This is a genomic window from Pseudomonas sp. AC016 (assembly GCF_979253365.1).
Map to the genome: position 1 here is coordinate 4021731 of NZ_CEEDCC010000001.1, position 23071 is coordinate 4044801.

At 59.6% G+C, this 23071-nt stretch carries 23 protein-coding genes and 1 pseudogene; 12 read left to right on the top strand and 12 right to left on the bottom strand.

Annotated features, from left to right (window positions below; translation table 11 throughout):
* Positions 1 to 14: 14 nt before the first annotated feature.
* The gene (gene amn, locus AC0IXS_RS18095; protein WP_004885040.1) at positions 15 to 1478 is read left to right on the top strand and encodes an AMP nucleosidase; all 1464 of its coding nucleotides are present in this window, start codon (positions 15 to 17) and stop codon (positions 1476 to 1478) included.
* A gap of 67 nt (positions 1479 to 1545) precedes the next feature.
* A complete protein-coding gene (locus tag AC0IXS_RS18100; RefSeq protein WP_122420956.1) occupies positions 1546 to 2178 on the top strand; it encodes a pseudouridine synthase in 633 nt (210 codons plus the stop codon).
* A gap of 20 nt (positions 2179 to 2198) precedes the next feature.
* Here AC0IXS_RS18100 and AC0IXS_RS18105 read toward each other — a convergent pair whose 3' ends face one another.
* Together AC0IXS_RS18105 and AC0IXS_RS18110 are read right to left on the bottom strand one after the other, a co-directional pair.
* The gene (locus tag AC0IXS_RS18105; RefSeq protein WP_004885037.1) at positions 2199 to 2678 is read right to left on the bottom strand and encodes an Lrp/AsnC family transcriptional regulator; all 480 of its coding nucleotides are present in this window, start codon (positions 2676 to 2678) and stop codon (positions 2199 to 2201) included.
* 351 nt (positions 2679 to 3029) lie between these two features.
* Positions 3030 to 3521: pseudogene (locus tag AC0IXS_RS18110) on the bottom strand (hypothetical protein); the annotation flags it as partial.
* Between AC0IXS_RS18110 and AC0IXS_RS18115 the strand changes: the two are divergent.
* Positions 3522 to 4238, top strand: coding sequence for a DUF6515 family protein (locus tag AC0IXS_RS18115; RefSeq protein ID WP_057411165.1), 717 nt, complete (start codon positions 3522 to 3524; stop codon positions 4236 to 4238).
* A gap of 6 nt (positions 4239 to 4244) precedes the next feature.
* Here AC0IXS_RS18115 and AC0IXS_RS18120 read toward each other — a convergent pair whose 3' ends face one another.
* The 3 genes from AC0IXS_RS18120 to AC0IXS_RS18130 form a co-directional block, all read right to left on the bottom strand.
* Positions 4245 to 5138, bottom strand: coding sequence for a cation diffusion facilitator family transporter (locus AC0IXS_RS18120; RefSeq protein WP_004885031.1), 894 nt, complete (start codon positions 5136 to 5138; stop codon positions 4245 to 4247).
* A gap of 27 nt (positions 5139 to 5165) precedes the next feature.
* Positions 5166 to 5585: a hypothetical protein gene (locus AC0IXS_RS18125; RefSeq protein WP_004885029.1), complete on the bottom strand. Its 420-nt coding sequence runs from the start codon at positions 5583 to 5585 to the stop codon at positions 5166 to 5168.
* Positions 5586 to 5731: 146 nt separating this feature from the next.
* The gene (locus AC0IXS_RS18130; RefSeq protein ID WP_032632719.1) at positions 5732 to 6385 is read right to left on the bottom strand and encodes an Abi family protein; all 654 of its coding nucleotides are present in this window, start codon (positions 6383 to 6385) and stop codon (positions 5732 to 5734) included.
* 551 nt (positions 6386 to 6936) lie between these two features.
* Between AC0IXS_RS18130 and hrpB the strand changes: the two genes are divergently transcribed.
* On the top strand, positions 6937 to 9471 hold the full coding sequence (gene hrpB, locus AC0IXS_RS18135) for an ATP-dependent helicase HrpB (RefSeq protein WP_471825344.1): 2535 nt from the start codon (positions 6937 to 6939) through the stop codon (positions 9469 to 9471).
* A 123-nt stretch (positions 9472 to 9594) separates the two neighbouring features.
* Here hrpB and AC0IXS_RS18140 read toward each other — a convergent pair whose 3' ends face one another.
* The gene (locus tag AC0IXS_RS18140; RefSeq protein WP_471825346.1) at positions 9595 to 9843 is read right to left on the bottom strand and encodes a CsbD family protein; all 249 of its coding nucleotides are present in this window, start codon (positions 9841 to 9843) and stop codon (positions 9595 to 9597) included.
* A gap of 240 nt (positions 9844 to 10083) precedes the next feature.
* On the opposite strand from AC0IXS_RS18140, the gene AC0IXS_RS18145 reads away from it, so the two are divergent.
* Positions 10084 to 10245 (top strand): DUF2986 domain-containing protein, encoded by a 162-nt coding sequence (locus AC0IXS_RS18145; protein WP_004885007.1) that lies wholly within the window; start codon positions 10084 to 10086, stop codon positions 10243 to 10245.
* Between the two features lie 53 nt (positions 10246 to 10298).
* Here the strand turns inward: AC0IXS_RS18145 and AC0IXS_RS18150 are convergent, their stop codons facing one another.
* Positions 10299 to 10757: a GNAT family N-acetyltransferase gene (locus AC0IXS_RS18150; RefSeq protein ID WP_471825348.1), complete on the bottom strand. Its 459-nt coding sequence runs from the start codon at positions 10755 to 10757 to the stop codon at positions 10299 to 10301.
* A 148-nt stretch (positions 10758 to 10905) separates the two neighbouring features.
* Here AC0IXS_RS18150 and AC0IXS_RS18155 point away from each other — a divergent pair, with 148 nt between their 5' ends.
* Positions 10906 to 11376 (top strand): cell division protein, encoded by a 471-nt coding sequence (locus tag AC0IXS_RS18155; RefSeq protein WP_471825350.1) that lies wholly within the window; start codon positions 10906 to 10908, stop codon positions 11374 to 11376.
* Complete coding sequence (locus AC0IXS_RS18160; RefSeq protein ID WP_471825352.1) at positions 11369 to 13807, top strand: alpha/beta hydrolase; 2439 nt, start codon at positions 11369 to 11371, stop codon at positions 13805 to 13807. The genes AC0IXS_RS18155 and AC0IXS_RS18160 overlap by 8 nt, the downstream gene beginning before the upstream one ends.
* Positions 13808 to 13885: 78 nt before the next feature.
* Here the strand turns inward: AC0IXS_RS18160 and AC0IXS_RS18165 are convergent, their stop codons facing one another.
* From AC0IXS_RS18165 to AC0IXS_RS18180, 4 genes are all read right to left on the bottom strand, one after another.
* Positions 13886 to 14317 (bottom strand): DUF2628 domain-containing protein, encoded by a 432-nt coding sequence (locus tag AC0IXS_RS18165; RefSeq protein ID WP_057411171.1) that lies wholly within the window; start codon positions 14315 to 14317, stop codon positions 13886 to 13888.
* A gap of 84 nt (positions 14318 to 14401) precedes the next feature.
* Complete coding sequence (locus tag AC0IXS_RS18170; RefSeq protein ID WP_057411172.1) at positions 14402 to 15343, bottom strand: DUF6508 domain-containing protein; 942 nt, start codon at positions 15341 to 15343, stop codon at positions 14402 to 14404.
* A 182-nt stretch (positions 15344 to 15525) separates the two neighbouring features.
* On the bottom strand, positions 15526 to 16617 hold the full coding sequence (locus AC0IXS_RS18175) for an endonuclease/exonuclease/phosphatase family protein (protein ID WP_471825354.1): 1092 nt from the start codon (positions 16615 to 16617) through the stop codon (positions 15526 to 15528).
* 46 nt (positions 16618 to 16663) lie between these two features.
* Positions 16664 to 17326 carry a YciC family protein gene (locus AC0IXS_RS18180; RefSeq protein ID WP_137202836.1) on the bottom strand — a complete coding sequence of 221 codons (663 nt, stop codon included), beginning with the start codon at positions 17324 to 17326 and terminating at the stop codon, positions 16664 to 16666.
* A 194-nt stretch (positions 17327 to 17520) separates the two neighbouring features.
* On the opposite strand from AC0IXS_RS18180, the gene AC0IXS_RS18185 reads away from it, so the two are divergent.
* From AC0IXS_RS18185 to AC0IXS_RS18195, 3 genes are all read left to right on the top strand, one after another.
* The gene (locus tag AC0IXS_RS18185) at positions 17521 to 18216 is read left to right on the top strand and encodes a DUF2076 domain-containing protein (protein ID WP_057411175.1); all 696 of its coding nucleotides are present in this window, start codon (positions 17521 to 17523) and stop codon (positions 18214 to 18216) included.
* A 653-nt stretch (positions 18217 to 18869) separates the two neighbouring features.
* Positions 18870 to 19346 (top strand): NYN domain-containing protein, encoded by a 477-nt coding sequence (locus AC0IXS_RS18190; protein ID WP_004887906.1) that lies wholly within the window; start codon positions 18870 to 18872, stop codon positions 19344 to 19346.
* Between the two features lie 39 nt (positions 19347 to 19385).
* Positions 19386 to 19997: a 3'-5' exonuclease gene (locus tag AC0IXS_RS18195; protein ID WP_025994169.1), complete on the top strand. Its 612-nt coding sequence runs from the start codon at positions 19386 to 19388 to the stop codon at positions 19995 to 19997.
* Here AC0IXS_RS18195 and AC0IXS_RS18200 read toward each other — a convergent pair.
* Positions 19975 to 20481 (bottom strand): Lrp/AsnC family transcriptional regulator, encoded by a 507-nt coding sequence (locus tag AC0IXS_RS18200; RefSeq protein ID WP_057411176.1) that lies wholly within the window; start codon positions 20479 to 20481, stop codon positions 19975 to 19977. The genes AC0IXS_RS18195 and AC0IXS_RS18200 overlap by 23 nt on opposite strands.
* Before the next feature lie 166 nt (positions 20482 to 20647).
* Between AC0IXS_RS18200 and yedA the strand changes: the two genes are divergently transcribed.
* Both yedA and AC0IXS_RS18210 read left to right on the top strand, forming a co-directional pair.
* Complete coding sequence (gene yedA / locus AC0IXS_RS18205) at positions 20648 to 21562, top strand: drug/metabolite exporter YedA (protein ID WP_057411177.1); 915 nt, start codon at positions 20648 to 20650, stop codon at positions 21560 to 21562.
* 62 nt (positions 21563 to 21624) lie between these two features.
* Positions 21625 to 22953, top strand: a complete 1329-nt coding sequence (locus AC0IXS_RS18210; RefSeq protein WP_004887899.1) for a DEAD/DEAH box helicase — start codon at positions 21625 to 21627, stop codon at positions 22951 to 22953.
* Positions 22954 to 23071 lie beyond the last annotated feature (118 nt).

Below are 23071 nucleotides of genomic sequence, written 5' to 3' on the forward strand. Positions count from 1 at the left end.
ACAGGACATGAAACGTGACCCAAGCCTTTGTTGTTGTAGACACTGCCGAGCAAGCTGTCGAGCGTCTCGCTGAACTGCACGAGCGTGCGACCAGCGCGCTGAGCCAGGCGCTCAAGCGTTACCTGAAAGACCGCGTCGAACCCAGCGCCGAAGAACGAGCGCAGTTCCGCTACCCTGAATTGCGCCTCAACTACCAGTGCCACGGCGAAGTGCCGTTGACCACTCGCGCTTACGCCAAGGTCCAGCTGCCCGGCACTTACAGCGTTACCGTCACGCAGCCCAAGGCGTTTCGCAAATACTTGCTGGAGCAACTCGGCCCGCTGATGAGCGACTTCACCGTCACGGTCGAAGTCGGCATGAGCGAGCAGAACATTCCGTACCCGTACGTGGTGGAGCAGGGCGATGAGCTGGCTGGCTCCGGCGTGACCGCCGCAGCACTGGCGCGAGTGTTCCCGAGTACCGACCTGTCGGCCGCGACCGATGGCATTGCCGACGGCCTCTACGACTGGGCGAATGTCGATCCGCTGCCACTGGCGCTGTTCGATGCTGCCCGCGTGGACTTCTCGTTGCGTCGTCTGGTGCATTACACCGGCAGCGACTGGCGCCATGTGCAGCCGTGGATTCTGCTCACCAACTATCACCGCTACGTCGACCAGTTCATCCTGCATGGCCTGGAAAAACTGCGTGAAGATCCGCGCTTCGTGCGCATGGTTCTGCCTGGCAACGTCATTGTCGACAAGAGCATGAGCCAGGACGAAGCCCAGGCCATCGTCGCCAGCGTGGTCTGGCACCGCTACCAGATGCCTGCCTATCACCTGATCGCCGAAGACGGTCACGGCGTGACGCTGGTCAACATTGGTGTCGGCCCGTCCAACGCCAAGAACATCACCGACCACCTGGCGGTATTGCGTCCGCATTGCTGGCTGATGATCGGCCACTGCGGCGGCCTGCGGCAGTCGCAGACCATCGGCGACTACGTGCTGGCCCACGCCTACATGCGTCGCGACGGTATTCTGGACCGTGTACTGCCGCCACATATCCCGATTCCGGCCCTGGCCGAGGTGCAACTGGCCCTGCAGGAATCGGCTGCGCAAATCACTGGCGAGCGTGGCGAAGAACTCAAGAAGCGCCTGCGTACCGGCACTGTGCTGACCTACGACGACCGCAATTGGGAACTGCGCTGGGCGCAGGAGCGTCCGCTGATCAACCTGTCCCGCGCTGTGGCCGTGGACATGGAAAGCGGCACCATCGCCGCGCAGGGTTATCGTCTGCGGGTGCCCTATGGCACGTTGCTGTGCGTATCCGACAAGCCGTTGCACAGCGAAATCAAGCTGCCGGGCTCGGCCAACGCGTTCTATGAACGCGCAGTCAGCCAGCATCTGAAGATCGGCATTGCAGCGCTGGACCTGCTGCGCACCGAGCTCAATTCGCTGCACTCGCGCAAACTGCGCAGCTTCGACGAACCGCCGTTCCGTTGATTGCGGTTGGTATTTGCAGAAAGGGCCACTAAAGTGGCCCTTTCTGTTTTCCGATTGCCGAATTCCCATGTCCCGCATCCAGCGTCCTGCCTCCCGCCGTCCTCAAACCAGTCCATCAGGCGCTCCCCGGCGAGTCGCCAAGGCGCCACCCGCCGAGCCAAAGCTGATTCTGTTCAACAAGCCGTTCGACGTGTTGACCCAGTTCAACGACGAGCAGGGCCGGGCGACGCTCAAGGATTTCATCAAAATCCCGGGCATTTACCCGGCAGGCCGACTGGATCGCGACAGCGAAGGCCTGTTGCTGCTGACCAACGACGGGCAATTGCAGGCGCGTATCGCCGATCCGAAGCACAAGCTGGCTAAGACCTATTGGGTGCAGGTCGAGGGCGAACCGAGCGAAGAACAGTTGCAGCAACTGCGTGAGGGTGTGCAGCTCAATGACGGCCCGACCTTGCCCGCCGAAGCCCGACAGATTGAAGAGCCTGCCCTGTGGCCGCGTAATCCGCCGGTCCGCTTTCGCAAAAGCGTGCCGACACACTGGCTGGAACTGGTCATCAGGGAAGGCCGCAATCGACAGGTACGGCGCATGACCGCTGCCGTTGGCCTGCCGACGCTGAGGCTGGTGCGCGTCAGGATCGGCGACTGGACGCTCGACGGGCTCGATCAGGGTGAGTATCGCGAGGTGCCCGCCAGGCTGTAACGCTGTTATCACGCCCTTTATCAGTTGCGCAGATGAACCAGCGGCATTTCGGTGCTGGCCAGGACCTGATTGAGCACAAAGCTCGACCGCACGCTGGTCACGCCTTCGATACGGGTCAGGTGCCCCAGCAGCAGTTTCTGGTAATGGTCCATATCAGGCACCACGACTTTCAGCTGATAGTCGGCTTCCATCCCGGTCACCAGACTGCATTCCAGCACCTGAGGCAGGTTGCGAATCTGCTGCTCGAAGTTCTCGAAACGCTCCGGCGTGTGGCGGTCCATGCCGATCAGCACATACGCGGTCAGATTCAGGCCCAGTTTCTTGCGGTCCAGCAAGGCCACCTGTCGCACGATGTAACCATCATCTTCCAGTTGTTTGACCCGGCGCGAGCACGGCGACGGCGACAGACCAATGCGTTCCGCCAATTCCTGGTTTGAGATGCGCGCGTCCTTTTGCAATTCGGCCAAAATGCTCAAGTCATATCTGTCGAGCTTGCTCACGATCTACCCCTTTATGATTTGGATTGCGCAGGATTATTCATCTGAAGTCAAAAATTGCGCAAGTGATGTTTTATCAAGCAACATTAGCAATCCTCTGCCAACGCCGCAGGCCTATTCTTTTAACCAGAATCACTGCCCGGACACAGCGTCCAGCGCGACCCGCCGAATCAGGCCAGTCGCGGCCTCCCACCCAACCGGGTGTGCCAGGCCCCCGGGCTACAGACTGTCCACAAGACGGTGTGAAGTGAGCCGATGCCACAAGCGTCGCGCCAGGACGAAGTATCCCAAGGGGGCCAATTGGTCCCCTTTTCTTTGCGTCCTGATAAAGTGCATAGAACGGCGCATCGCTATCACCGTCTCAATAACGTCCATCCGCGCTCTAGTGAGGAAAGCATGAAATCTGGCATCTGGCAGTTCGCGGGTTTGAGTCTGTTATGCCTGAGCATCAGTGCCCATGCGTTGGCCGACGAGCGTGATGATTCACGAGGCAATGCCATCGACGGTGGACCTCAGCGACAGCAGCAACAGCAGAATCAGCAGCGTTTTCAGCAGCAGGAAAATCAGCAGCGTCAGATGCAGCAGCAACAGAACCAGCAGCGCAACGTCGAGCGCCAGCAACAGCAACAGATCTATCAGCAACAGAACATGCAGCAGCGTCAGATTCAGGAGCAGCAGAACCAGCAGCGTCAGGTCGAACGTCAGCAGCAACAACAGATTCAGCGGCAGGAGCTCCAGCAGCGCAATGTGGAGCGTCAGCAGCAACAGCAGATCAACCAGCAGCAGCGTGAACAGCAGCGCCAGATTCAGGAACAGCAGAATCAACAGCGCCAGCAGCAACAGCAGTTGAGACAGAGTCAGGGCAATCTGCCGATCCAGAGTGGCCCGCGTGAAGCCTGGCAAACCCAGCAGCCGCGTGAGGGTTACTATCAGGACATTCCGCGTGGCAATAACCGTAACTGGTCGGCTGGCAACGGCAGGCCTGATGAGCGCTGGAACGGGCGTCCTGACGGGCACGGCAACGGCTGGGGGCCTGGACCGCGTTATCGTCCGGGTTACGCCATCGACAGCGTGCCGCACGGCTATTCGCGTGTCCCTTATCGCGGGCAGGACTACTACTATTCCGAGGGTTACTGGTATCGGCCGCAAGGCCCGCGCTACGTGGTTGTGAACCCGCCCTACGGCGCACGTGTTCGCAGTCTGCCGTCGTATTCGCAGGAAGTGTGGATTGGCAGCAGCCTGCTGTTTCTGGCGGCAGGCACGTATTACACGTACCAGTCGGACAGTCAGGAGTATGTGGTGGTCAATCCGCCGCAGAACGAGACGGTGTATTCACAGCCGGTGCAGCAACAGGGTAACGGCTACGATCCCGTCGCCTATCCCCAAAACGGCCAGAGCCAGCAGCAGGTCGAACTGGATCGCTACCAATGCTACCGCTGGGCCGTGGAACAAAGCGGCTTCGATCCGGCCAACATCACTTCCCAGCCCCAGGCTGAAGTCGTTGACCTGTACCGGCGCTCGATGGGCGCCTGCCTGGCAGGTCGCGGCTACAGCGTCAATTAAAGCTGATCAGGCGCGAGCCTGCTTCACCACTTCCTGAGGGTCGGCGTGCACCAGCACTTCGGCCTTCGGGTATTGCGCGTGGATGGCGTCGGCGACCTGATCGCACAGCGCATGGGCAACGGACAGCGTCAGCGCGCCCGGTAGCTCAAGGTGCAACTGCACAAACCAGTGATTGCCGGAAATCCTTGTGCGCAGATCATGCGCGCCCAACACCCCCGGCACGCCGCACGCCAGTTCCAGCATGTGCGTGCTGACATCGCTGGGCAGTTCCTCGTCCATCAGCACGGAAACGGTTTCCCTGGCGATCTGAAAAGCGCTCCACAGAATGTACAGCGCGATCCCTAGCCCGAAGTACGCATCCAGTTGCTGCCAGCCGAAGTACGCCAGCGTCAGCGCCAGCAAGATACTGGCGTTGAGCAGCAAGTCCGAACGGTAGTGCAGGGAGTCAGCCCGTATCGCGGCAGACCCGGTCGCCTTGATCACCCGGCTTTGCAGGGTCAGCAGTGCCAGCGTCAGCGCAATGGACACCACCATCACGATCATGCCCAGCAACGGCGCTCCCAGCGGCTCCGGGTTCTGAATACGCTGCACCGCCTGAAAGGCGATCAACACGCCGCTGACCCCGATAAACAGCGCCTGCGCCATGCCCGACAGCGCTTCCGCTTTGCCGTGACCATAACGGTGATCGTCATCGGCCGGACGCAAGGCGTAATGCACGGCCAGCAGATTGAGGAAGGACGCGGCACCGTCGAGCAGCGAGTCGGTCAGACCTGCCAGCAGACTGACCGACCCGCTGATCCACCACGCCACGCTCTTGGCCAGGATCAGCGTGATCGCCACCCCAAGTGAAGCCCGCGTTGCGAGACGCAACAGTCTGCTGTGTTCGGCACTGGTGCTCATGACGCGTCCTTCAAACCTGAAAAAAGATTACGCAGCCGGGATCAGCCCTAGCGAAGCCAATTGCTCGACGCTGCCCTTGTGCTGAATCAGGCGCGGGTCGTTCAACGGCAGCGAGCGGCCCAGCTCGGTTTCGAGGATGGCCTGCAGCTTGATGTTGTCCACACTGCCATCGGCCTTGATCGCCGGTTGCAGCTTCTGCGGATCGATCTGCGCATGCTCGCCCGGCCCGTAGTAAATCGCACCGGTTGCGAAGTCCACCGCAAAGGCGATCACGCCGGGAATGATATAGAACAGCAGCCCGAACGCATCCAGCGCCGCAATGGCCGGATCGACCTTGCCATCAATCTGACCACGACGGTCAGGGTAGAAAATACTGCCGCAGGCAGTCAGCTGGGTCAGCAACGTGGCGACCACAACGCCACCAATCAAACGGGAAGGAATGCGCATGGAAAGCTCCTGAGATGAAGAGGGCAACTATACAAGGCAAAGGCTGCAAGGCTAAGACTATTGAGTGGTGGGGTGGTTCTGGTGGGTGGAACGTTACCTTGGGTCGATCACCTCTATGCGACAGCAGTTTATGGCGTACCGACCTTTCAGGCGTCCTGCCATTTCGCCCAGTCACCCAGAATGACAGGTACCCGGTCATGATCCTGAATCCAGTCATGAAGGCTAGGGTCTATCCATTTGACAGCTTGCGAAAGATCTCTATGCAGCTCATGGAGAGGCTGCCATAAAAGCGGCTCATGATGGAAACAGCGATTACGCAGGTCACGCGCTTTGTTCAGCACCGCTCGGATATTGTCAGGTTTTCGCATGTTTGCAGGGCAGTAATAGAATACCTTCATCAACGGCTTTGAGAGGCTGACGATAGTTGCTCTGTTGAAAAGGGACGTCCAAAAACCAAAACTGAGTTCTGCCACTATATTGTCAGGGGTCGCGTTTGCTTTTCGCCTGAGTACATCCTTCTGCGCATCAAAAACTCTGTCATATAATCTTTGAAAATTATGATTTCCGGTATTGTCCCACTCTTCATACCAGTCTCTACGGCCGTACTCCACTGTCAGTTCCTTTTGAATACCATTTCGCAGGGCTACCTCCAGCACATGAAAAATAGTGACGAAGGCTTCGGCGGTTCTCATGTTATGCACGTAGGCCTCCGCTGCGCGGTCATGCTTGCCTTTATTGCATTCAAGATAACGGTGCATTCTGGGGGTCGACAGCTTTGCTTCAAGTGTTTTCCAAACCATAGCGACATGTAACTCCTGGATGTCCAGTGGGCGACGGGGCAGCCTCCAGGTGGAAATTCTAGGCAGAGAGAGCTTGTTGGGTGGGGGATATATGTAGCATTGCGTTACTTTATGTGAGAGGAAGGTTAAGCAGTCTAGTTATGTTTCGGATTCGGAATTGTTAGTTGTAAGAAAAGTTACTTTTTTATGTGCGAATCTTTTTACTGCAGGGAATCATTCATGCCATGAGGTTCGGCTGATAACTTGAGAGTTGACGTGACTCTCTAATGTGATAAATTCACCTCGCTGCCCTGGCAACTCCACTCCCGCGATACAGAAGCGGTGACGAGATCAGGTTGAGTTATGGCCCCGCATGCGGGGCCTTCTTGTTTCTGGCGTTTGAGAATCCTGAACCTCCAGCATTTCAAGTGTCATGTTGCCTCTCGACCCTCCTGTATTCATTCGCACGTATGTCGCACTTCCTGTTCCTGGATGGGGCTGGACCACGTACTCGATCATCATGTGAAGCGCCCCCCACACCCGTATAATCAGCCGCCTGTTCTGGAGCTGCCATGATTTCCCTGCCTATCGATGCTGTCCTTCCCGCCTTGCGTCAGGCGCTGTCCACCCGTCACGAGGCCGTGCTCGAAGCGCCGCCGGGTGCAGGCAAGACCACGCGTGTGCCGCTCGGGCTACTGGAGGAAACCTGGTTGGCCGGGCAGACGATCCTGATGCTGGAACCGAGGCGTCTGGCTGCGCGTGCCGCCGCCGAGCGTCTGGCGAGCGAGCTGGGGGAGAAGGTGGGCGAGACCGTGGGCTATCGCATCCGGCTGGAAAGCAAGATCGGCCCTAAAACCCGCATCGAAGTGGTCACCGAAGGTATTTTGACCCGACGTCTGCAGGATGACCCGGCGCTGGAAGGCGTCGGGTTGTTGATATTCGATGAGTTTCACGAGCGCAGTCTGGATGCCGATCTGGCACTGGCCCTGAGTCTCAACGGCCGTGAGCTGTTTCGCGATGACCAGCCGCTGAAGATTTTACTGATGTCGGCGACGCTGGAAGGCGAGCGGCTGGCGGCGTTGCTGGACGATGCGCCGGTCGTGAGCAGCGACGGGCGCATGTTTCCGGTGAAGATGCAGTGGGGGCGTCCTTTTCAGCCCGGTGAGTTTGTCGAGCCACGCGTGGTGCAGACCGTGCTCGATGCGCTGGGCAGCGAGTCCGGCAGCCTGCTGGTGTTTCTGCCGGGGCAGGCCGAGATTCGTCGAGTCAATCAGCAACTGGCCGATGCGCTGGGCGAGCGCAACGACATTCTGCTGTGTCCCTTGCACGGTGAGCTGGACCTGAGCGCCCAGCGTGCGGCTATCGAGCCTGCGCCCAAGGGCACGCGCAAGGTGGTGCTGGCGACCAACATCGCCGAGACCAGCCTTACCATCGACGGCGTCCGGGTGGTGATCGATGCCGGATTGGCGCGTGTGCCGCGATTCGATCCGGGCAGCGGCATGACGCGTCTTGAAACCCAGCGCATCTCCCGCGCCAGCGCTACTCAGCGTGCGGGACGGGCAGGGCGTCTGGAGCCGGGCGTGTGTTATCGCCTGTGGTCAGAAGCGCAGCACGATCAGTTGGCGGCCTACGGCACGGCGGAAATTCTGCAGGCGGATCTGGCCGGACTGGCGCTGCAACTGGCGCGCTGGGGGGTGACGCCAGCTCAGTTGGTTTGGCTGGATGTGCCGCCCGCGGCCGCTTATGCACAGGCGCAAGACCTGCTGGTACGTCTGGAAGCGCTAAGCAGTCAGCCAGAGCAACCGCGCAGCCTGACGCCCAACGGCCAGGCGATGGCCGAGTTGCCTGCTCATCCACGCATCGCCCATTTGCTTCTGCGCGGCCATGCGCTGGGGCTTGGCGATCTGGCATGTGATGTCGCAGCGTTGTTGGGCGAGCGGGATATTCTGCGTGGCGCCGGGGCCGATCTGCACAGTCGCCTGACCTTGCTGGCGGGCACCGAGCGCGCAGCACGTGGCGCACAGGGTGGCGTGCAACGGGCCAGACAGTTGGCGCGTCAGTACCGTGGCTACCTGCGCGGCAAGGCTGAAAGTCCGGTCGTTGATCCCGATCACCCGCGCTGGCTCGGCGCGTTGCTGGCGCTGGCCTACCCGGACCGTGTCGCCCAGCAGCGTAGACCGGGTGGCGCGGAGTATCGTCTGGCCAATGGTCGCGCAGCGTTGTTTGCTGAAGCCGATGCCTTGATGAAGCAGGCATGGATCGTCGTGGCGGATCTGGGCAGTCGTCAGGGGCAGCGTGAAGAACGGATCTATCTGGCTGCCGAGTTCGACCCGGCGCTGTTCGATTCCGTGCTGGCCGAGCAGGTCACGTTGCTCGACCAGATCGACTGGGACGAGCGCGAAGGTGTGTTCCGCGCCGAACGCCAGCGCAAGGTCGGCGAATTGATCCTCAGCCGTGAGCCCCTCACCGGCCTCGACGAAGCCACACGCAGTCGCGCCTTGCTCGCGCTGGTCCGGCGCAAGGGGCTGGAGTTGTTGCCGTGGACGCCGGAACTGCGTCAGTGGCAGGCGCGGGTCGCTTTGTTGCGCCAACTGGATCTGGAAAAACAGCCTTCCAGTGAATGGCCGGACGTGTGCGACGCCAGCCTGCTCGACACACTGGAAAGCTGGCTGCAGCCGTATTTGGGCAAAGTCACGCGGCTCAGCCATTTCGGCAACCTGGACCTGTCCTCGATCCTGCGCAACCTGCTGCCCTGGCCGTTGCCGCAGCGCCTCGATGAACTCGCTCCCCATCACCTCAGCGTGCCATCCGGCTCGTCTGTGCGCCTGGACTACAGCGAACACCCGCCCATCCTCGCCGTGCGCTTGCAGGAACTGTTCGGCCTGGCCGACACCCCGCGCATCGCCAACGGCAGACAGGTCGTCAAACTGCACCTGCTGTCACCCGCCCGCCGTCCTGTTCAGGTCACGCAGGACCTGGCCAACTTCTGGCGCAGTACGTATGCAGAAGTGAAGAAGGATTTGAAGGGCAGGTATCCGAAGCACTATTGGCCGGATGATCCACTGGTGGCGGAGGCAACTGCGCGAGTCAAACCGAAGGGGACGTGAGCGTGCGGACTGATGATGATTGCTTGAGACGCGCTGACGTAAACGCGTGGCGTAACCATCAGGAGTAGCAGGAGAGGAATAACAAAAAAGGGAATGCCCTGGCGGACACTCCCTCTTGCTGAATCAGCGACGCAGGATGCGGCTGAGCAACACTGCCGCTACCGCACCAATTGCAAAGGCTGCGACCGGCTTCTCTTTGACGAACGCAGACACCGTGTCCAGCGCATCGCCGTAAGTCTTGGTCAGTTGACCGGAGGTCTGGCGGCCAGCACCTTCGGCTTCCAGCTTCGAATCACCCAGGAATCTCCCGACCGCGCTCTGCGCCTTGCCGACGAGCTTTTCTGCAACACCTTCTACCTGTTCACTCTTCATGATTCATCAAACCTTCGTGTGTAAATGGAAGCTCAGAATCGGACTGAGCGGGTGGCCAGAAGCTATCTGCACAACGTTAGGTGAGCGGGGCTGATGATTAGTTCAATGGTTGTGAGCGTGGGGTGGTGTCGGCAGAAGTCGTAAGCGTTTCCGGGAGTTCGGGCGCAGTTTCTGGCGGGGAGGACGTAGTGCGTCATTCAAGCTGATATCATCCACACCGTCCAAGCCGAGCCAGTCGCCATGAATCGTCGCAAAAAAATCAATCAACTATTGAAAGCCAACGCCAAGAAGGCCAGCGCCAAACTCGCACCGCGCAAGAAGTCTACCTACGTCAGTAAGGCAGATCGGGCGAAGCTTGCGGCTGAAGCCGGGCAGGAGTCTGTCGTTTCTTCCGAGAGCTGAGCCATAAGCCTTGAACGTATCGGATTAACCGGGTTCGATCAGTGGGCAGACACTCATTGATCCTCGAGTCGTTTCTCCATGACGATTGTGCGCTCAGCGCCATGAAATTCGTCGCGGATTTTCTGATAGCCCAGCGAGATGTAGAACGCCTCAGCGGTAATCGATGAGGGCACCCGCAAAGCCTGGATTCCAGCATTGGCGGCAGTAGCGTGAATGACGCTCATCAACTGCCGACCGACTCCGCGCCCGTGGCAGGCAGGATCGACAAAAACGCTTCTGACTACATGACCGTCGAGGCTTGCAGTACCGATGATCTGTTCGTCGTACACCGCTACGAAAACCTTGCGCTTGTCGAGCATTGCGCTGACGGCTTCAGGCGCAAAGCTCTGCTCGACCTCTGCGATAACCTCAGGCGGGTAATCCTGTGAGTTTGAACTGCGCAGAGCGGCGATTACTACACGGCTGATAGATGCCGTGTCTTCGACTGTGGCGGGGCGAATCTGACACCGCATATCGATAGCCTCGTTCTTTGGTCATCACAGCGTAGCCCGCGGTTATGCGCTTTCTCAAACGTCTACATCGTTGCTGCTGCATGCCCTAAGTATCAAGCAACTCCGAAAATCTCTACACTCGGCCCTCCCAAGGATGTAAGGATCTGTAATGCCATCACCTGCCTGGCCTCTTCGACGCATCCTCGTAACCTGGCTGTACGCCGCTGCACTCGCGCACGTACTGGGTGCCATCGTGTTCACATGGGCGGGGTTTGCCGGGTGGCTCGACGGCTATCTGCTCACACTTGAACAGGCATTCTGGACCGGGGCGGCGCCTGCTGCGGCGCGGGCGCAGCAGACCTGGTGGGCGGCGCTGTTCGGCGCGACGCTGCAGACCTATTCGCTGTACATGCTGGCGCTCGTGCACCTTGGCAATCGTCTGAAAAGTCACCTGCCCTGGGGTTGGCTGATGGCCGGCCTGTTGCTCTGGGCACCTCAGGACATCGCGATTTCGTTGCGGGCTGATGTCTGGTCGCACGTCTGGCTGGATGGGGCCGCGCTGCTGGCTCTCTTGCCGCCTCTGTTCTGGCTGTATCGCCATGACCGTGCCCATGCGTTGAAGGAATCCCGCCATGTCTGACCGTCCTCTGCTGTATCTCCTGGCAGGTAACGGCAGCAGTGCCGAGTGGTGGGACGACGCGGTGCCCTGTTTTCAGCGCTATCAGGTGGTGCCGCTTGAATTGCCAGGTTTCGGCGACAATCCTCAACCGCCCTGCGGAGACCTTGCCGCCTATGCCGAGGCTTTGTTGAGCATGACGATCAGAGGCCGCGCGATCGTTGCCGTCGGCGTCAACGCTTTGCTCGTCCTGCATGCGTTGCAGCGTCAGCCCGGGCATTTCAGTCGAAGCGTATTGCTGTCGCCGGTGGGCGCGTTTCTCTGGCAGCGGCGTCTGCCTGCGCTGATGTCGCCGATGCCGATTCGCAAGACCATTCATTGGCTACTGTCCAACAAACCTGCGCTGTTTGCTCACAAGTTTTCCAGGCGTACCTGGCCAGATGCGCACTATCAGCGCATGGGCGCCGGTTATGCGCGGTGTCGGGCATTCGTGCCGTATTGGGATCTACTGCGTGCGGACACGGCGTTGCCGCTGCTCGAGTGGGTCGACGATCCGGTCGAACTGGTCTGGGGCGATCAGGACGCGTTGCTCGGCATCGAACAGGCAGCGGCCTGGTCTGCGATCCTGGCTCGCGCCGACCTGACCATCAGCCTGAAACCGGGATGGGGGCATTACCCGTGGATTGACTCGCCTGCCGAGTTCGCGCAGTGGCTGGAGTCGGACGAGCGTGGATTCATCGCGCATACCAAAGGCGGACGCCTGCGTCTGGCAGCGAGCGCCGGGCAGCCCGTCCCTACAGCCTTGTCGGTGGTGCAGGGCGACGAGGTCGATGTGTCAGGGTTTCTCGCCAGCCAGCCGGAAGGCCTCTGGGCGGTTCGTTCGTCCAGTTTTGGCGAAGATCAGGCCGATGCGGCGAATGCCGGGCTGAGTACCACCTATCTGCGGGAGTCCGGGCAAAACGTGCCTGCCCGCGTTGCGCAATTGCACGCTGAAGGTGTCGAAGAGGTTGTGGTTCAGCGCTTCATCACGCCGGTGTTGTCCGGCATCGCTTTTGTTCGTCACCTGTCAGTCGAGCTGGAATGGGTCGAAGGCCATCTTGAATCGTTGGCGGACGGGCAGGCCACGCCTCAGCGGGCGATCATTTCCCGGCTTGGCCCATCCTGGAGCGACAACACCTTCGTGACGGCGCACGGTCTGACGCAGGACGTGCTCTGGGACTTTCTTCAGGACGTACTGAGGGTGTTTCACTATGTGCCCGGCGACGTCGAATGGGCGTGGGACGGCCAGCAGTTATGGCTGCTGCAGTATCGGCCGATCAGTGACTACGGCTGGCGTCGTCATCTGACCGCCGCGAACATCGCAGAAATCCTGCCGCCGCAACCAAGTCGATTCGTGGAATACGCCCAGCGACGAGCTGCAGGCAGTATTCCGGCGATCATGGGACGCTGGGATGCACGCATCTTTCAGGACAACGAGCCATTCACTGCATTGTTTGGTGCAGCGTCCTACATCAACAATGACCTGTTTCTGGCCAGACTGGCGGATTGGGGCGTCGCTTCCAGCAGCTACGCGGATGAAGTCGGCGGCGCAACGCCGCATCTTCCCTGGCGGCCGTTGCGTCTGTTGCGCTCGTTGCCCTTGTTCCTGCGCATGCAGCGTATTGCACGCGGGCATTTGCTGACCCTGGAAACACGCCTGATCCGCTTCGACCGAGAGCTCGACTCACTGACCGCGCAGCATGCAGACGGCCAGCAACTCGCTGACTGGTTCACCCGCTTCTACGTTTTCGTCGTACAGGGCAATCTGTGCATCGCCACGGCGTTGGCCAGCAGCGGCGGCGATCTGTTGGGGCGTCCGCCCACGGCGTACGATGATTTGGAGCACTGTCCGCATCGGCTGCCATGGGAGACCGATCCTGCCACACCGCGCCCGGCGCTGACCGATCTTCCCTTGCAGGCATTTCCAGCTTGGCCGAAGATGATTCGTCTGGCGCACTCGGCAGGCCTGCCAGGCATGCGCGGTTACTATTTGCAGGTGCGAGAGTGGTATCGCGACAACCTGATGCGCGTGTTTTTTCGGTTGCATCACGCCATGCCGCAGACTGATCGGGCGCACTGGTTCGCGCCACATCCTGACGTTCGCGCCCGCACCGGCAGCTTCTGGCAGGACGGCCGCGAAGGCACCGAACAGGCCGCAGGTTTCATGATCTATCCGGGCCAGGTGCAGGGCGTTCTGGGTGAGGACATTCTGCTGGAGGACACACTGGACCCCGGCCGTCACGCGCATTATCAGAGCGCTCGTGCGGTGATTGCGCGCATGGGCGGGCGTCTGTCCCATGGTTCCACGTTGCTGCGTGAACTGCGCAAACCTTCGGCAGTGCTGCCTCATGTCGATCCTGAATGGCTGGGGCGTGAAGTGCGTTATGCAGATGGTGAGCTGACGTTGATCGAGTAGGGCCCGCAGCACCAGCAGAACGAAAAAAACCGCTCATTCGCTTGAATGGGCGGTTTTTCGTACAGCCAACACGATGAATCAGATCATGCGAAACCCTTTGAACGGATTCCAGCCCTGCTCACCTTTTACCTCTTTCAGGTAGTAGGCATAGTTGGTCGTCATCGCATACATCAGCGAGCCAGCGATATTCATGCCGGTTCCTATCGCGTGAGACAGTTCCAGCCCGAAAATCGCAAGCACCACGCTCAATACAATATTGATCCCGATCAGGATGCCCAGCAGGGCGAGGTTTTTCTTCCACAGGCCGAGTACAAAGAGATAGATCGGTCCGAAGAAAAAGGCGATGAAGTTCATCTGCATCAACATTTTCTTTCCAAAACCCGGAAGGGCCTTGAAGGCGATGTTGAAGCTCGGATCCTTCGGCGCGCCATGTGCGTCAAAGAAGTCGAAGCGTTCCTGCCATTTGGCGCTGTATTTTCGTTTTGGTTGTACGTGGTCTGTGGTGTTCATGCCTGAGCTCCTTTGGTCCTGGATGTATTTTTTTGATGTAACGATTCAGACGGCTTTTTCCGTAACTCTGCCATGAACTCGGTTTTAGTGATTCACATCATTCACGCGCAATACGGATAATCGATTCAATACACGCAGCACGTAACCCTCTTTGATCATCTGGCCGTGATGTCCATCACAGAAACGTTCACCTCTGGAGCAATAAGTCAGGAAGGTCTGAATATCGGCCAGGTTTGCCTGTGCAATGTAGTCAGGGCTCTCAAGCTTGTCGTAAGGGCGATGGTTGGGATAGTGGGTGTCGCACCAGCAGTCCTTGGCTACCGCTTTGAAAAAGTCGTGCACAACGTCGAAGTAAGTGGGCCAGTACTGACCCTCTTTGTAGATGTGTGTCTCGATTGCAATGCCGTTCGGATAGAGCCTGGGCAGGTAAGACAGTAACTCGTCGATGTCTTCGGGACCTGGAATCGGTTCACTGGGCAGGCGTGTTTCAACCGAAGGATGCATCAGAAGCGGCGCAGGTTTAGCGGGGAAACGGTGCGAGACATAGAGATCAAATGCCCAGACCTGACCTTCGGTCAGTCGTTGATCCTTATAGTGGTGAACGTCCTTCTGGTATTTCAGGAATGCTTCGGAGTCAATGCCGTCGGCGAATAACGACGCAACGGCTGCAGACTGCATGAGCCAGTAGATGTCAGGCGAGTGTTCGCCCGCCCTGGAGGTGGCGAGATCCAGTGCTCTTGAGTACAACGCATTTGCCAGCATGCGTCCTTCTTCACGCTGCGACTCGCTCTGCTCCAGCGGTTCGGCTTTATCCGCATGTTCCACCTCGGCGATGTAGGCGTGATAACGCGCAAGTAACGGCGCGTCCCTGTCGGTCAGGGGCGGGCAGGTTGGTGGAGAAACCAGCAGCGGTTTTAGTTCTTGAAGGCGTGATGTTTTTTCATCAGGTTCGGGGCGGATATCTGGCTGTTGTGTCACTGCTTTTTGGCCGAGCCAGGACTTCAATCGATGCAGAAGTTTCATCACGGGAAAACATCCATGGTTTCCCGGCAGGACTCTTTATGCCGGGTCAAGTTATGCGAGCACTTTTTGCCTTCCGCCAAGGACCCCTTGATGGACTTTGAAATCATTGCTGTCGCTGCCAGCCGATACTTCCGCGTGCAAACTACACCTTGGGAGGCAAGCAGTCGCGGCCGAATCTTCGGCCTTCAAGGCACCATCGGCAACAAAAAGCGCCCGATCACCGGCAGGTGATCGGAGATCAGCAGCGTGTCGTCACGACGCACCCTGGCACTGACCCGTTTCAGGCTCGGGCTGTAGAACAGGTAGTCGACGGTTCGATCCGGCCCGCTCACGCGAGGATCGTTGGGGAAATAGGTCAGCCATTTGTTGCGATCGATGCCGCTGGCTTCGGCATTGGTCGGGATCATCGGGTATCTGTCCCAAAGTCCATGCAGTTCGCTGTCGTCTGAGTAGCCAGTGCGTAGCGGTTCCGGCAGGCGTCGGTACTGGCCCAGCGGCAGCAGGTTGAAGTCGCCACCGATCAGCCACGGCGTGCCCGCGCCCTCGAATTTGTCCAGCAGGTCGCGTGTGGCAGCGATCTGTCTTTGTGCGGTGTCGCTGCTGGTTCGGGCGGCGGTCAGGTGGGTGTTGATGACGGCAAGGTGGCCACCGTCGCGCAGCGGAAGATAGCTGACCAGCAATGCGTTTTTCGGCTGGAACTGACGGCTGATGAAGTTGGCGTCCGGAATCGGCAGTTGCACGCGTTCGGCACGGTCGATCTGGAAACGGCTCAGGGTCGCCAGTTTGGTGCCCACGCCACCCCAGATATGCGGGCTCGGGACAAACTCGGCGCGCCAGTAAAAGGCTTGTGAACTGCACGGATAGAGATCGACCACGCGCTCCTGAAGCAGCGCCAGTTGATCCTGATAGTCGGTGTTCTTGGCGTTGTCGTTCACTTCCTGCAGCAGGACGATATCGGGCTGTTCATCGCGGATGACGCGGGCTACTTCGTCGAGGTTATACGCAAGGTCTTCGGGCGTCGGGCGTTCGTCCGGGCCGCTGCCGTAGGCCATGTCGTACCAGAAGACGTAGCGCTTGCCGGCCAGGTATTGAATGTTCCAGGTCATGACCTTCAGCGCCTGCCCCGGCACCAGCGGCTTTGCTGCCACTTCGGGATTGCAGCTGGTCTGGGCCGACTCACGCGCGGCCGGGCGCCAGGTCATCTGCTGAATGAGGATCAGCAGGAGGGCAGTCAGCAACAGGCCAAACAGTGTCAGGCGTAGCAGGAAGCGTTTCATCGGCTCGACCTGGAGCGCCTTGCGCTCGGTGAGGTTCGCGTTTGTCTCAGGCGGTGTGCTCCGGCTCGCTGATCAACATGAACAGCCGAAACATCACGACGCTGGTGAACAGGTTCAGAAAGCTGCTGATGCTGTCGATGAGCAGTGAAACCGGCGCACTTTGCGGCTCCGGCATCAGGTAAAGCCCCACGCCTTCAAGCAACCACAACGGGATGTAGACGCACAGCACACAGACCATGATGCGTGTGAAATGCCCGGTGGTCATCAACATGCTTTCACGCATGGCCATGAAGGGTGTCAGCTTGCGCAGCACCAGCAGGTATTCGCTGAAGGCCAGCTTGATCATCACCCAGATGCCCGGAACGACCAGCAGCGACAGGCCGAACATGATCAGCAGTGTGCTCATGGCCGAGAGCACGGCAAAGGTGGGCCACAGGCGCAAGGCCATGGCCAGCAGGTCACGGGTCGCCGGTTCCTCGCCACGGGTACGGGCGTCAAGAAACAGAATCAGGGCGGCGGTGTAGAGCGGATAGAAAAACAGCCCGACGACCAGGCTGTACGCAGGTGAAGCCTCGGCAGACATGGCACTGCCCAGGGCTTGCTTGGCCAGTGCTTCGAGCACCACCAACGGCAGGCAGAGCATCAGAATGCTGCCCAGATTGCGCCGGAAGAAATAGAGCGAATCCTGGATAACGGTCAACGGGTTCATAGTAGATCGCAGGCAAAAAGCAGGTCGCCACTTTAGCCCATGCCCTGTGCCGATCCAAGCGCAGTGGCCGCCGCCGCAAGGCTTCCTTATCTTTTTTTTCATGTTGTTGAACCGCTGCCGAGCAGCCCCATTACTGATTCAGATACCGGCATCCGGCCGGACGATGATTGATAACGGCAATCCGCGAGGTCGCCATGAACCAAGAAGAGCAAACCCTGATCGACGGTCTTTTCTCAAAACTGAAAACTGCCGAAACAACGTCCGCCCCGCGAGACACGGGGGCCGAGACGCTGATCAAGGAGCACTTGAACCGCCAGCCCGCTGCGCCTTATTACATGACGCAGGCGATTCTGGTGCAGGAAGCGGCCGTCAATCAGCTGAATCAGCAGATCAAGCAGCGTGACGAGCAGATCCAGCAATTGCAGGCCGAACTTCAGCAGGCGAAGAGTCAAACCTCTTCGGCGCCTGCCAGCGGCGGGTTTCTGTCGAACATTTTCGGCAGCAGCGCACCGCGAGCGCCGCAGTCGCCACCGGCTGCGTCGGGCGGTGGCTGGCGTGACGGGGCAGGTTTCAATCCGGCGCCCGCGCCGCAGGCTGGCTATGGCGCGGCGCCTGCTGCTCCCGTCGGCAGTGGCTTTCTGGGCGGTGCCCTGAAAACAGCGGCCGGTGTGGCAGGTGGTGTGATGCTGGCCGAAGGCATCAGCAGCCTGTTCAGCCATCACAATCAGCCGCAGGAAATCGTCGAAGTCATCCACGACGCGCCCGTTCAGGATCAGTTCTCCAACAATGATCAAGGCAACTGGAATCAGCCGGACCCGCAATACACGGCCGACGACAACTATAACGACGATGGCGGGATGTTCTCGGACGACGATGATTCGTTTGTTTGAGGGCGGCTGGTTCGCCTGAGCGAGATAATCTGATCGTGCCCATGCTCCGCGCTCATCGTTATACACAAGTCATCTGGCGATCCAGTGAGACAGCGGCGCCGCCGTGCTTTTTTGCGCGATAGTGCGGACGCAGCCGATTGCGACGTGGGTGAAGGCTGAGTCCTGGCGCTGATTCGGGGGGGCAATCGGCATGGATGCCGATTGAGCTGCACTGGGCCATGGATGGCCCATTTGCAGCGACCCCCGAATCAGTGTCAGGACGAAGGAATCCCGGCGAAGCCGGGGCCGGAACCGGAGCGAAGGACTTTGGCTACTTTGGTCCCTCAAAGTAGCGCGCCGTAAGGGCGCAAAGGTGACCTGAGCCGGGCGCTCGGCTCACTGAATCCACAGTCTGTGCCATGTGTGACGCGGAGCGTCACGGGAGGCATGCCCACGCGGAGCGATGGGCACGATCAGTGTTGAGGCGGACTTGTGCATAACGATGAGCGCAGAGCGTGGTAACGATCACTGTGTGTCTGATAGTGCCCATGCTCTGAGTCGGCAGGCTGACCAATCGATCCCTCAATTCCCGGCTCAAGCTGGCATACTGGACGCCGATCCACGTTCCGGATCGCTGTAACCGCAGGGGCCAGCCTGCGTCATGAGGAATTGCGGTGAAGAAGATCGCGGTGTTCGCCGATGTGCAGAACCTCTATTACACCGTGCGCCAGGCGCATGGCTGTCATTTCAATTACGCCGCCTTGTGGGCGGACATCAGCAAGCGTGGCGAGATTGTCCATGCCTTTGCGTATGCCATCGACCGGGGCGACAGCAAACAGCAGCAGTTCCAGCAGATCCTTCGCAATCTGGGCTTCACTGTGCGGCTCAAACCGTACATCCAGCGCAGCGACGGTTCAGCGAAAGGGGACTGGGATGTGGGCATTACCATCGATATCATGGACTTCGCCCCGCAGGTCGATGAAGTGGTGCTGGCGTCGGGTGATGGCGATTTCGACATGCTGCTCGAACGCATCATCAGCAAGCATGGCGTAGAAGCGGTAGCCTATGGCGTGCCGGGACTGACTGCCAATTCGCTGATCCGCGCCGCCAGTCGTTACGTGCCCATCGAAGGCGCGTTGTTGTTGAAATGAAATTGTTGTTGAAATGAATTCAAGGGTTGGACCAACGTGTTGGAACGTATTGCAGTCATCGACTTTGAAACCACCGGGATCTCGCCTGGCCACAGTTGCCGTGCGACCGAGATTGCCGTGGTCATCATGGAACAGGGGCGTATCGTTGATCGCTACCAGAGCCTGATGAATGCCGGTGTGCGCATCCCCGCGTTCATCGAAGGGCTGACCGGGATCAGCAACAACATGATTCGCACCGCGCCCAGTGCCGAGCGAGTGATGGGCGATGTGTGCGATTTCGTCGGTTCGACGCCGCTGGTGGCGCACAACGCCTCGTTCGACCAGAAGTTCTGGGACTACGAGCTGTCGCGTATCGAGCGCACGCGCGAACAGAGCTTTGCCTGTTCGATGCTGCTCGCCCGACGTCTGATGCCGGGTGCGCCCAATCACAAGCTCGGCACGCTGACCCAGTACGCACGCCTGCCCAATACTGGCAAGGCTCACCGGGCCATGGCCGATGCCGAGATGGCCGCCAACCTGACGGCTTACCTGACCAACGAACTGCGTCAGAAACACGGCCTGGCGGGTGTTTCCCACCAATTGCTGTGCTCGCTACAGAAAGTCCCGGCGGCGAAGATCGGTGAAGCCATCAAGCGTCAGCGCGGGCTTTGAGCGTTTTTCGCTCCTTGCTGCCTTCCTGTCTGCCCTGAGGCGTCAGATGGCCTGACGGCAGGCTTCGCTCCACGGCTGTCGACAGCACAATCGATGTCTTGCTGAAGCCGAACTGCGCGATGCGGTTGATCAGGTCTTCCAGATGGGGCATCGAATCCACGGCAGCGCGCATGATCACGCAGGGGTCGCCGGTCACCCGGTGGCACTGGATCAACTCCGGTATTTTCCACAGATCGTCATATGCCTGCTGATTGCCATGACTGCCCATGCGCAGTTCGATGATGCATTGAATCGGCAAGCCCACCTTCGACAGATCGACTTTCGCCTCATACCCGGTGATGACCCCGCTGGCTTCCAGCTTGGCGACACGCTCGGCAACGGCGGGTGCCGAAAGGTTGACCAGCTTCGCCAGTTGAGCGAACGAGGCGCGGCCGTTCTGCAGCAGCGCGTCGAGCAGAATCCGATCGTATTTGTCCAGGATCATTGCAGTCTCCGGTGGCGTTCGTGCTGTTTTTGAAAACCAAGGTAAAACCGCCAAACAAGCGTCGAATCGTAAGTTTGGCGGGCGGTTAAAAAGGGTTGTCTGCTTAATATTCGCAGTTTGCCTTCATACAATAAGCCCACCATAACAATGATTTTCGAGCCTGAACATGCCGCATTCCGTTCGTTTTTCGCCGTTGCTCATCGGTGCCTTTCTGGCCCTGTACCTGATCTGGGGCTCTACCTATCTGGTCATTCGGATCGGCGTCGAGTCCTGGCCGCCGTTGATGATGGCCGGTATCCGGTTTTTGATTGCCGGGTCCCTGATGTACGGATTCTTGCGCTTTCGCGGCGTGCCGGCACCGACCTGGGCTGAGTGGAAAGGCGCGGCGGTGATCGGCTTTCTGTTGCTGACCTGCGGAAACGGTGGTGTGACGCTGGCCGAGCATGCCGGCGTGGCCTCGGGGATCGCTGCGCTGTCAGTCGCGACCATGCCGCTGTTTACCCTGCTGTTCGGCCTGTTCTGGGGTAATCGCACCACCAACCTGGAATGGGCCGGCATCATTCTGGGCCTGATCGGCATTGGTCTGCTGAATATGGGCTCGAATCTGCAAGCCAGCCCTTATGGCGCCGCGCTGGTTATTTTCGCTGCAGCGGCCTGGGCATTCGGTTCGGTGCTGAGCAAGCACCTGACCTTGCCCAAAGGGCCTATGGCCAGTGGCGCGGAAATGCTGGTTGCGGGCGCAACGTTGCTGATCGGCAGCTTTTTGAGTGGCGAACGGCTGGAACAGATGCCGACGGCGGCGGGTTGGGGCGCGCTGCTGTACCTGGTGGTGTTCGGTTCTATCGTTGCGTTCAGCGCTTATATGTACCTGCTCAAGAACGTGCGTCCGGCGGCGGCAACCAGTTATGCCTACGTCAACCCGGCAGTGGCGGTGTTGCTGGGGGTGGTGTTCGCGGGCGAAACAATCGGCCTGGCCGAATGCCTGGCGATGGTGGTGATCATCAGCGGCGTTGTGCTGATCGGCCTGCCGCAATGGCGCAAGCCGCGACCTCAGGAAGCCGTATCAGCGCGCACAAGCTAACCGAGGCGGGCCGGACAGGGTAAACTGCGCGCCTTGCGCTGAATTTTTCCTACGGTATTCCCATGACATTCGCCTCTCTCGGCCTGATCGAACCCTTGCTGCGCGCCCTTGATGCGCTTGGCTACCAGACTCCGACCCCTGTGCAGGCACAGGCGATTCCTCCGGTTCTGGCTGGCCGTGACCTGATGGCTGCCGCCCAGACCGGCACCGGCAAGACCGCAGGTTTTGCGCTGCCGCTGTTGCAGCGTCTGACGATGGAAGGGCCGAAAGTTGCCCCCAACACCATTCGTGCGCTGGTGCTGGCACCGACCCGCGAACTGGCCGAACAGGTTCACGAAAGCATTCGTCAGTATGCCGAGCACCTGCCGCTGAGCACCTACGCGGTTTATGGCGGGGTGAGCATCAACCCGCAGATGATGAAGCTGCGCAAAGGCGTTGATGTACTTGTGGCCACGCCCGGTCGCCTGCTCGACCTGCATCGTCAGAACGCGGTCAAGTTCTCGCAATTGCAGACCCTGATCCTCGACGAAGCAGACCGCATGCTGGACCTGGGCTTTGCCGAGGAACTGCGTGGGATCTACGCCGCGCTGCCGAAGCGTCGCCAGACCTTGCTGTTTTCCGCGACGTTCTCCGATCCGATCCGCCTGCTGGCCTCGCAGATGCTGGACGACCCGTTGACCATCGAAGTCAGCCCGCGCAACGTGGCGGCGGCATCGGTCAAGCAGTGGGTCGTGACGGTGGATAAAAAGCGCAAGGCCGACCTGTTCATCCATCTGATGAAAAAGCATCGCTGGGGCCAGGTGCTGGTTTTCGCCAAGACCCGCGTAGGCGTCGATCAACTGGTGGACCGCCTGCAGGCGCTGGGTCTGAACGCAGACGGCATTCATGGCGACAAGCCTCAGGCAACCCGTCAGCGTGCGCTGGACCGTTTCAAGAGCAATGAAGTGAAGATTCTGGTGGCGACCGATGTGGCGGCGCGCGGGCTGGACATTGACGACCTGCCGACCGTGGTCAACCTCGACCTGCCGATTGTGGCCGAAGACTACATCCACCGTATCGGTCGTACTGGCCGTGCGGGCCTGACCGGCGAGGCGATTTCGCTGGTGTGCGCCGATGAAGTCGAGCTGCTGTCGGCCATCGAAGTGCTGACCCGTCAGACCCTGGAGCGTCGTGAAGAGCAGGATTTCGAGCCAGAGCACCGCGTGCCGAGCACCGATGCCAGCGGACAGATCCTCAAGAAACCCAAGAAGCCGAAAAAGCCCAAGGTATCGGGCAGCAAGCGTAATCTGGGCAAGTGGGTCGACAGCGGCGATTCCGAGCCTGCGCCGGCAGTCAAACCCGTGCGCAAGGTCCCGGTCTTCAACACCGGGCCGCGCAAGAAGAAGCCTTGATCGTTCCCACGCTCTGCGCTCATCGTTATACACAAGTCGCAACACGGATCTGGAGCGGGCACTATTTCGGCCGTAGGAGCGGACCGGGCGGCGTTCCGTTTGTCCGCGAAAGATGGTA

Coding starts and splice junctions, on each gene's coding strand:
- AC0IXS_RS18100 (WP_122420956.1), top strand. CDS start 1,546: ATGTCCCGCATCCAGCGTCCTGCCTCCCGCCGTCCTCAAACCAGTCCA.
- AC0IXS_RS18120 (WP_004885031.1), bottom strand. CDS start 5,138: ATGAGCACCAGTGCCGAACACAGCAGACTGTTGCGTCTCGCAACGCGG.
- AC0IXS_RS18125 (WP_004885029.1), bottom strand. CDS start 5,585: ATGCGCATTCCTTCCCGTTTGATTGGTGGCGTTGTGGTCGCCACGTTG.
- AC0IXS_RS18130 (WP_032632719.1), bottom strand. CDS start 6,385: ATGGTTTGGAAAACACTTGAAGCAAAGCTGTCGACCCCCAGAATGCAC.
- hrpB (WP_471825344.1), top strand. CDS start 6,937: ATGATTTCCCTGCCTATCGATGCTGTCCTTCCCGCCTTGCGTCAGGCG.
- AC0IXS_RS18140 (WP_471825346.1), bottom strand. CDS start 9,843: ATGAAGAGTGAACAGGTAGAAGGTGTTGCAGAAAAGCTCGTCGGCAAG.
- AC0IXS_RS18145 (WP_004885007.1), top strand. CDS start 10,084: ATGAATCGTCGCAAAAAAATCAATCAACTATTGAAAGCCAACGCCAAG.
- AC0IXS_RS18150 (WP_471825348.1), bottom strand. CDS start 10,757: ATGCGGTGTCAGATTCGCCCCGCCACAGTCGAAGACACGGCATCTATC.
- AC0IXS_RS18155 (WP_471825350.1), top strand. CDS start 10,906: ATGCCATCACCTGCCTGGCCTCTTCGACGCATCCTCGTAACCTGGCTG.
- AC0IXS_RS18160 (WP_471825352.1), top strand. CDS start 11,369: ATGTCTGACCGTCCTCTGCTGTATCTCCTGGCAGGTAACGGCAGCAGT.
- AC0IXS_RS18165 (WP_057411171.1), bottom strand. CDS start 14,317: ATGAACACCACAGACCACGTACAACCAAAACGAAAATACAGCGCCAAA.
- AC0IXS_RS18175 (WP_471825354.1), bottom strand. CDS start 16,617: ATGAAACGCTTCCTGCTACGCCTGACACTGTTTGGCCTGTTGCTGACT.
- AC0IXS_RS18180 (WP_137202836.1), bottom strand. CDS start 17,326: ATGAACCCGTTGACCGTTATCCAGGATTCGCTCTATTTCTTCCGGCGC.
- AC0IXS_RS18185 (WP_057411175.1), top strand. CDS start 17,521: ATGAACCAAGAAGAGCAAACCCTGATCGACGGTCTTTTCTCAAAACTG.
- AC0IXS_RS18200 (WP_057411176.1), bottom strand. CDS start 20,481: ATGATCCTGGACAAATACGATCGGATTCTGCTCGACGCGCTGCTGCAG.
- yedA (WP_057411177.1), top strand. CDS start 20,648: ATGCCGCATTCCGTTCGTTTTTCGCCGTTGCTCATCGGTGCCTTTCTG.
- AC0IXS_RS18210 (WP_004887899.1), top strand. CDS start 21,625: ATGACATTCGCCTCTCTCGGCCTGATCGAACCCTTGCTGCGCGCCCTT.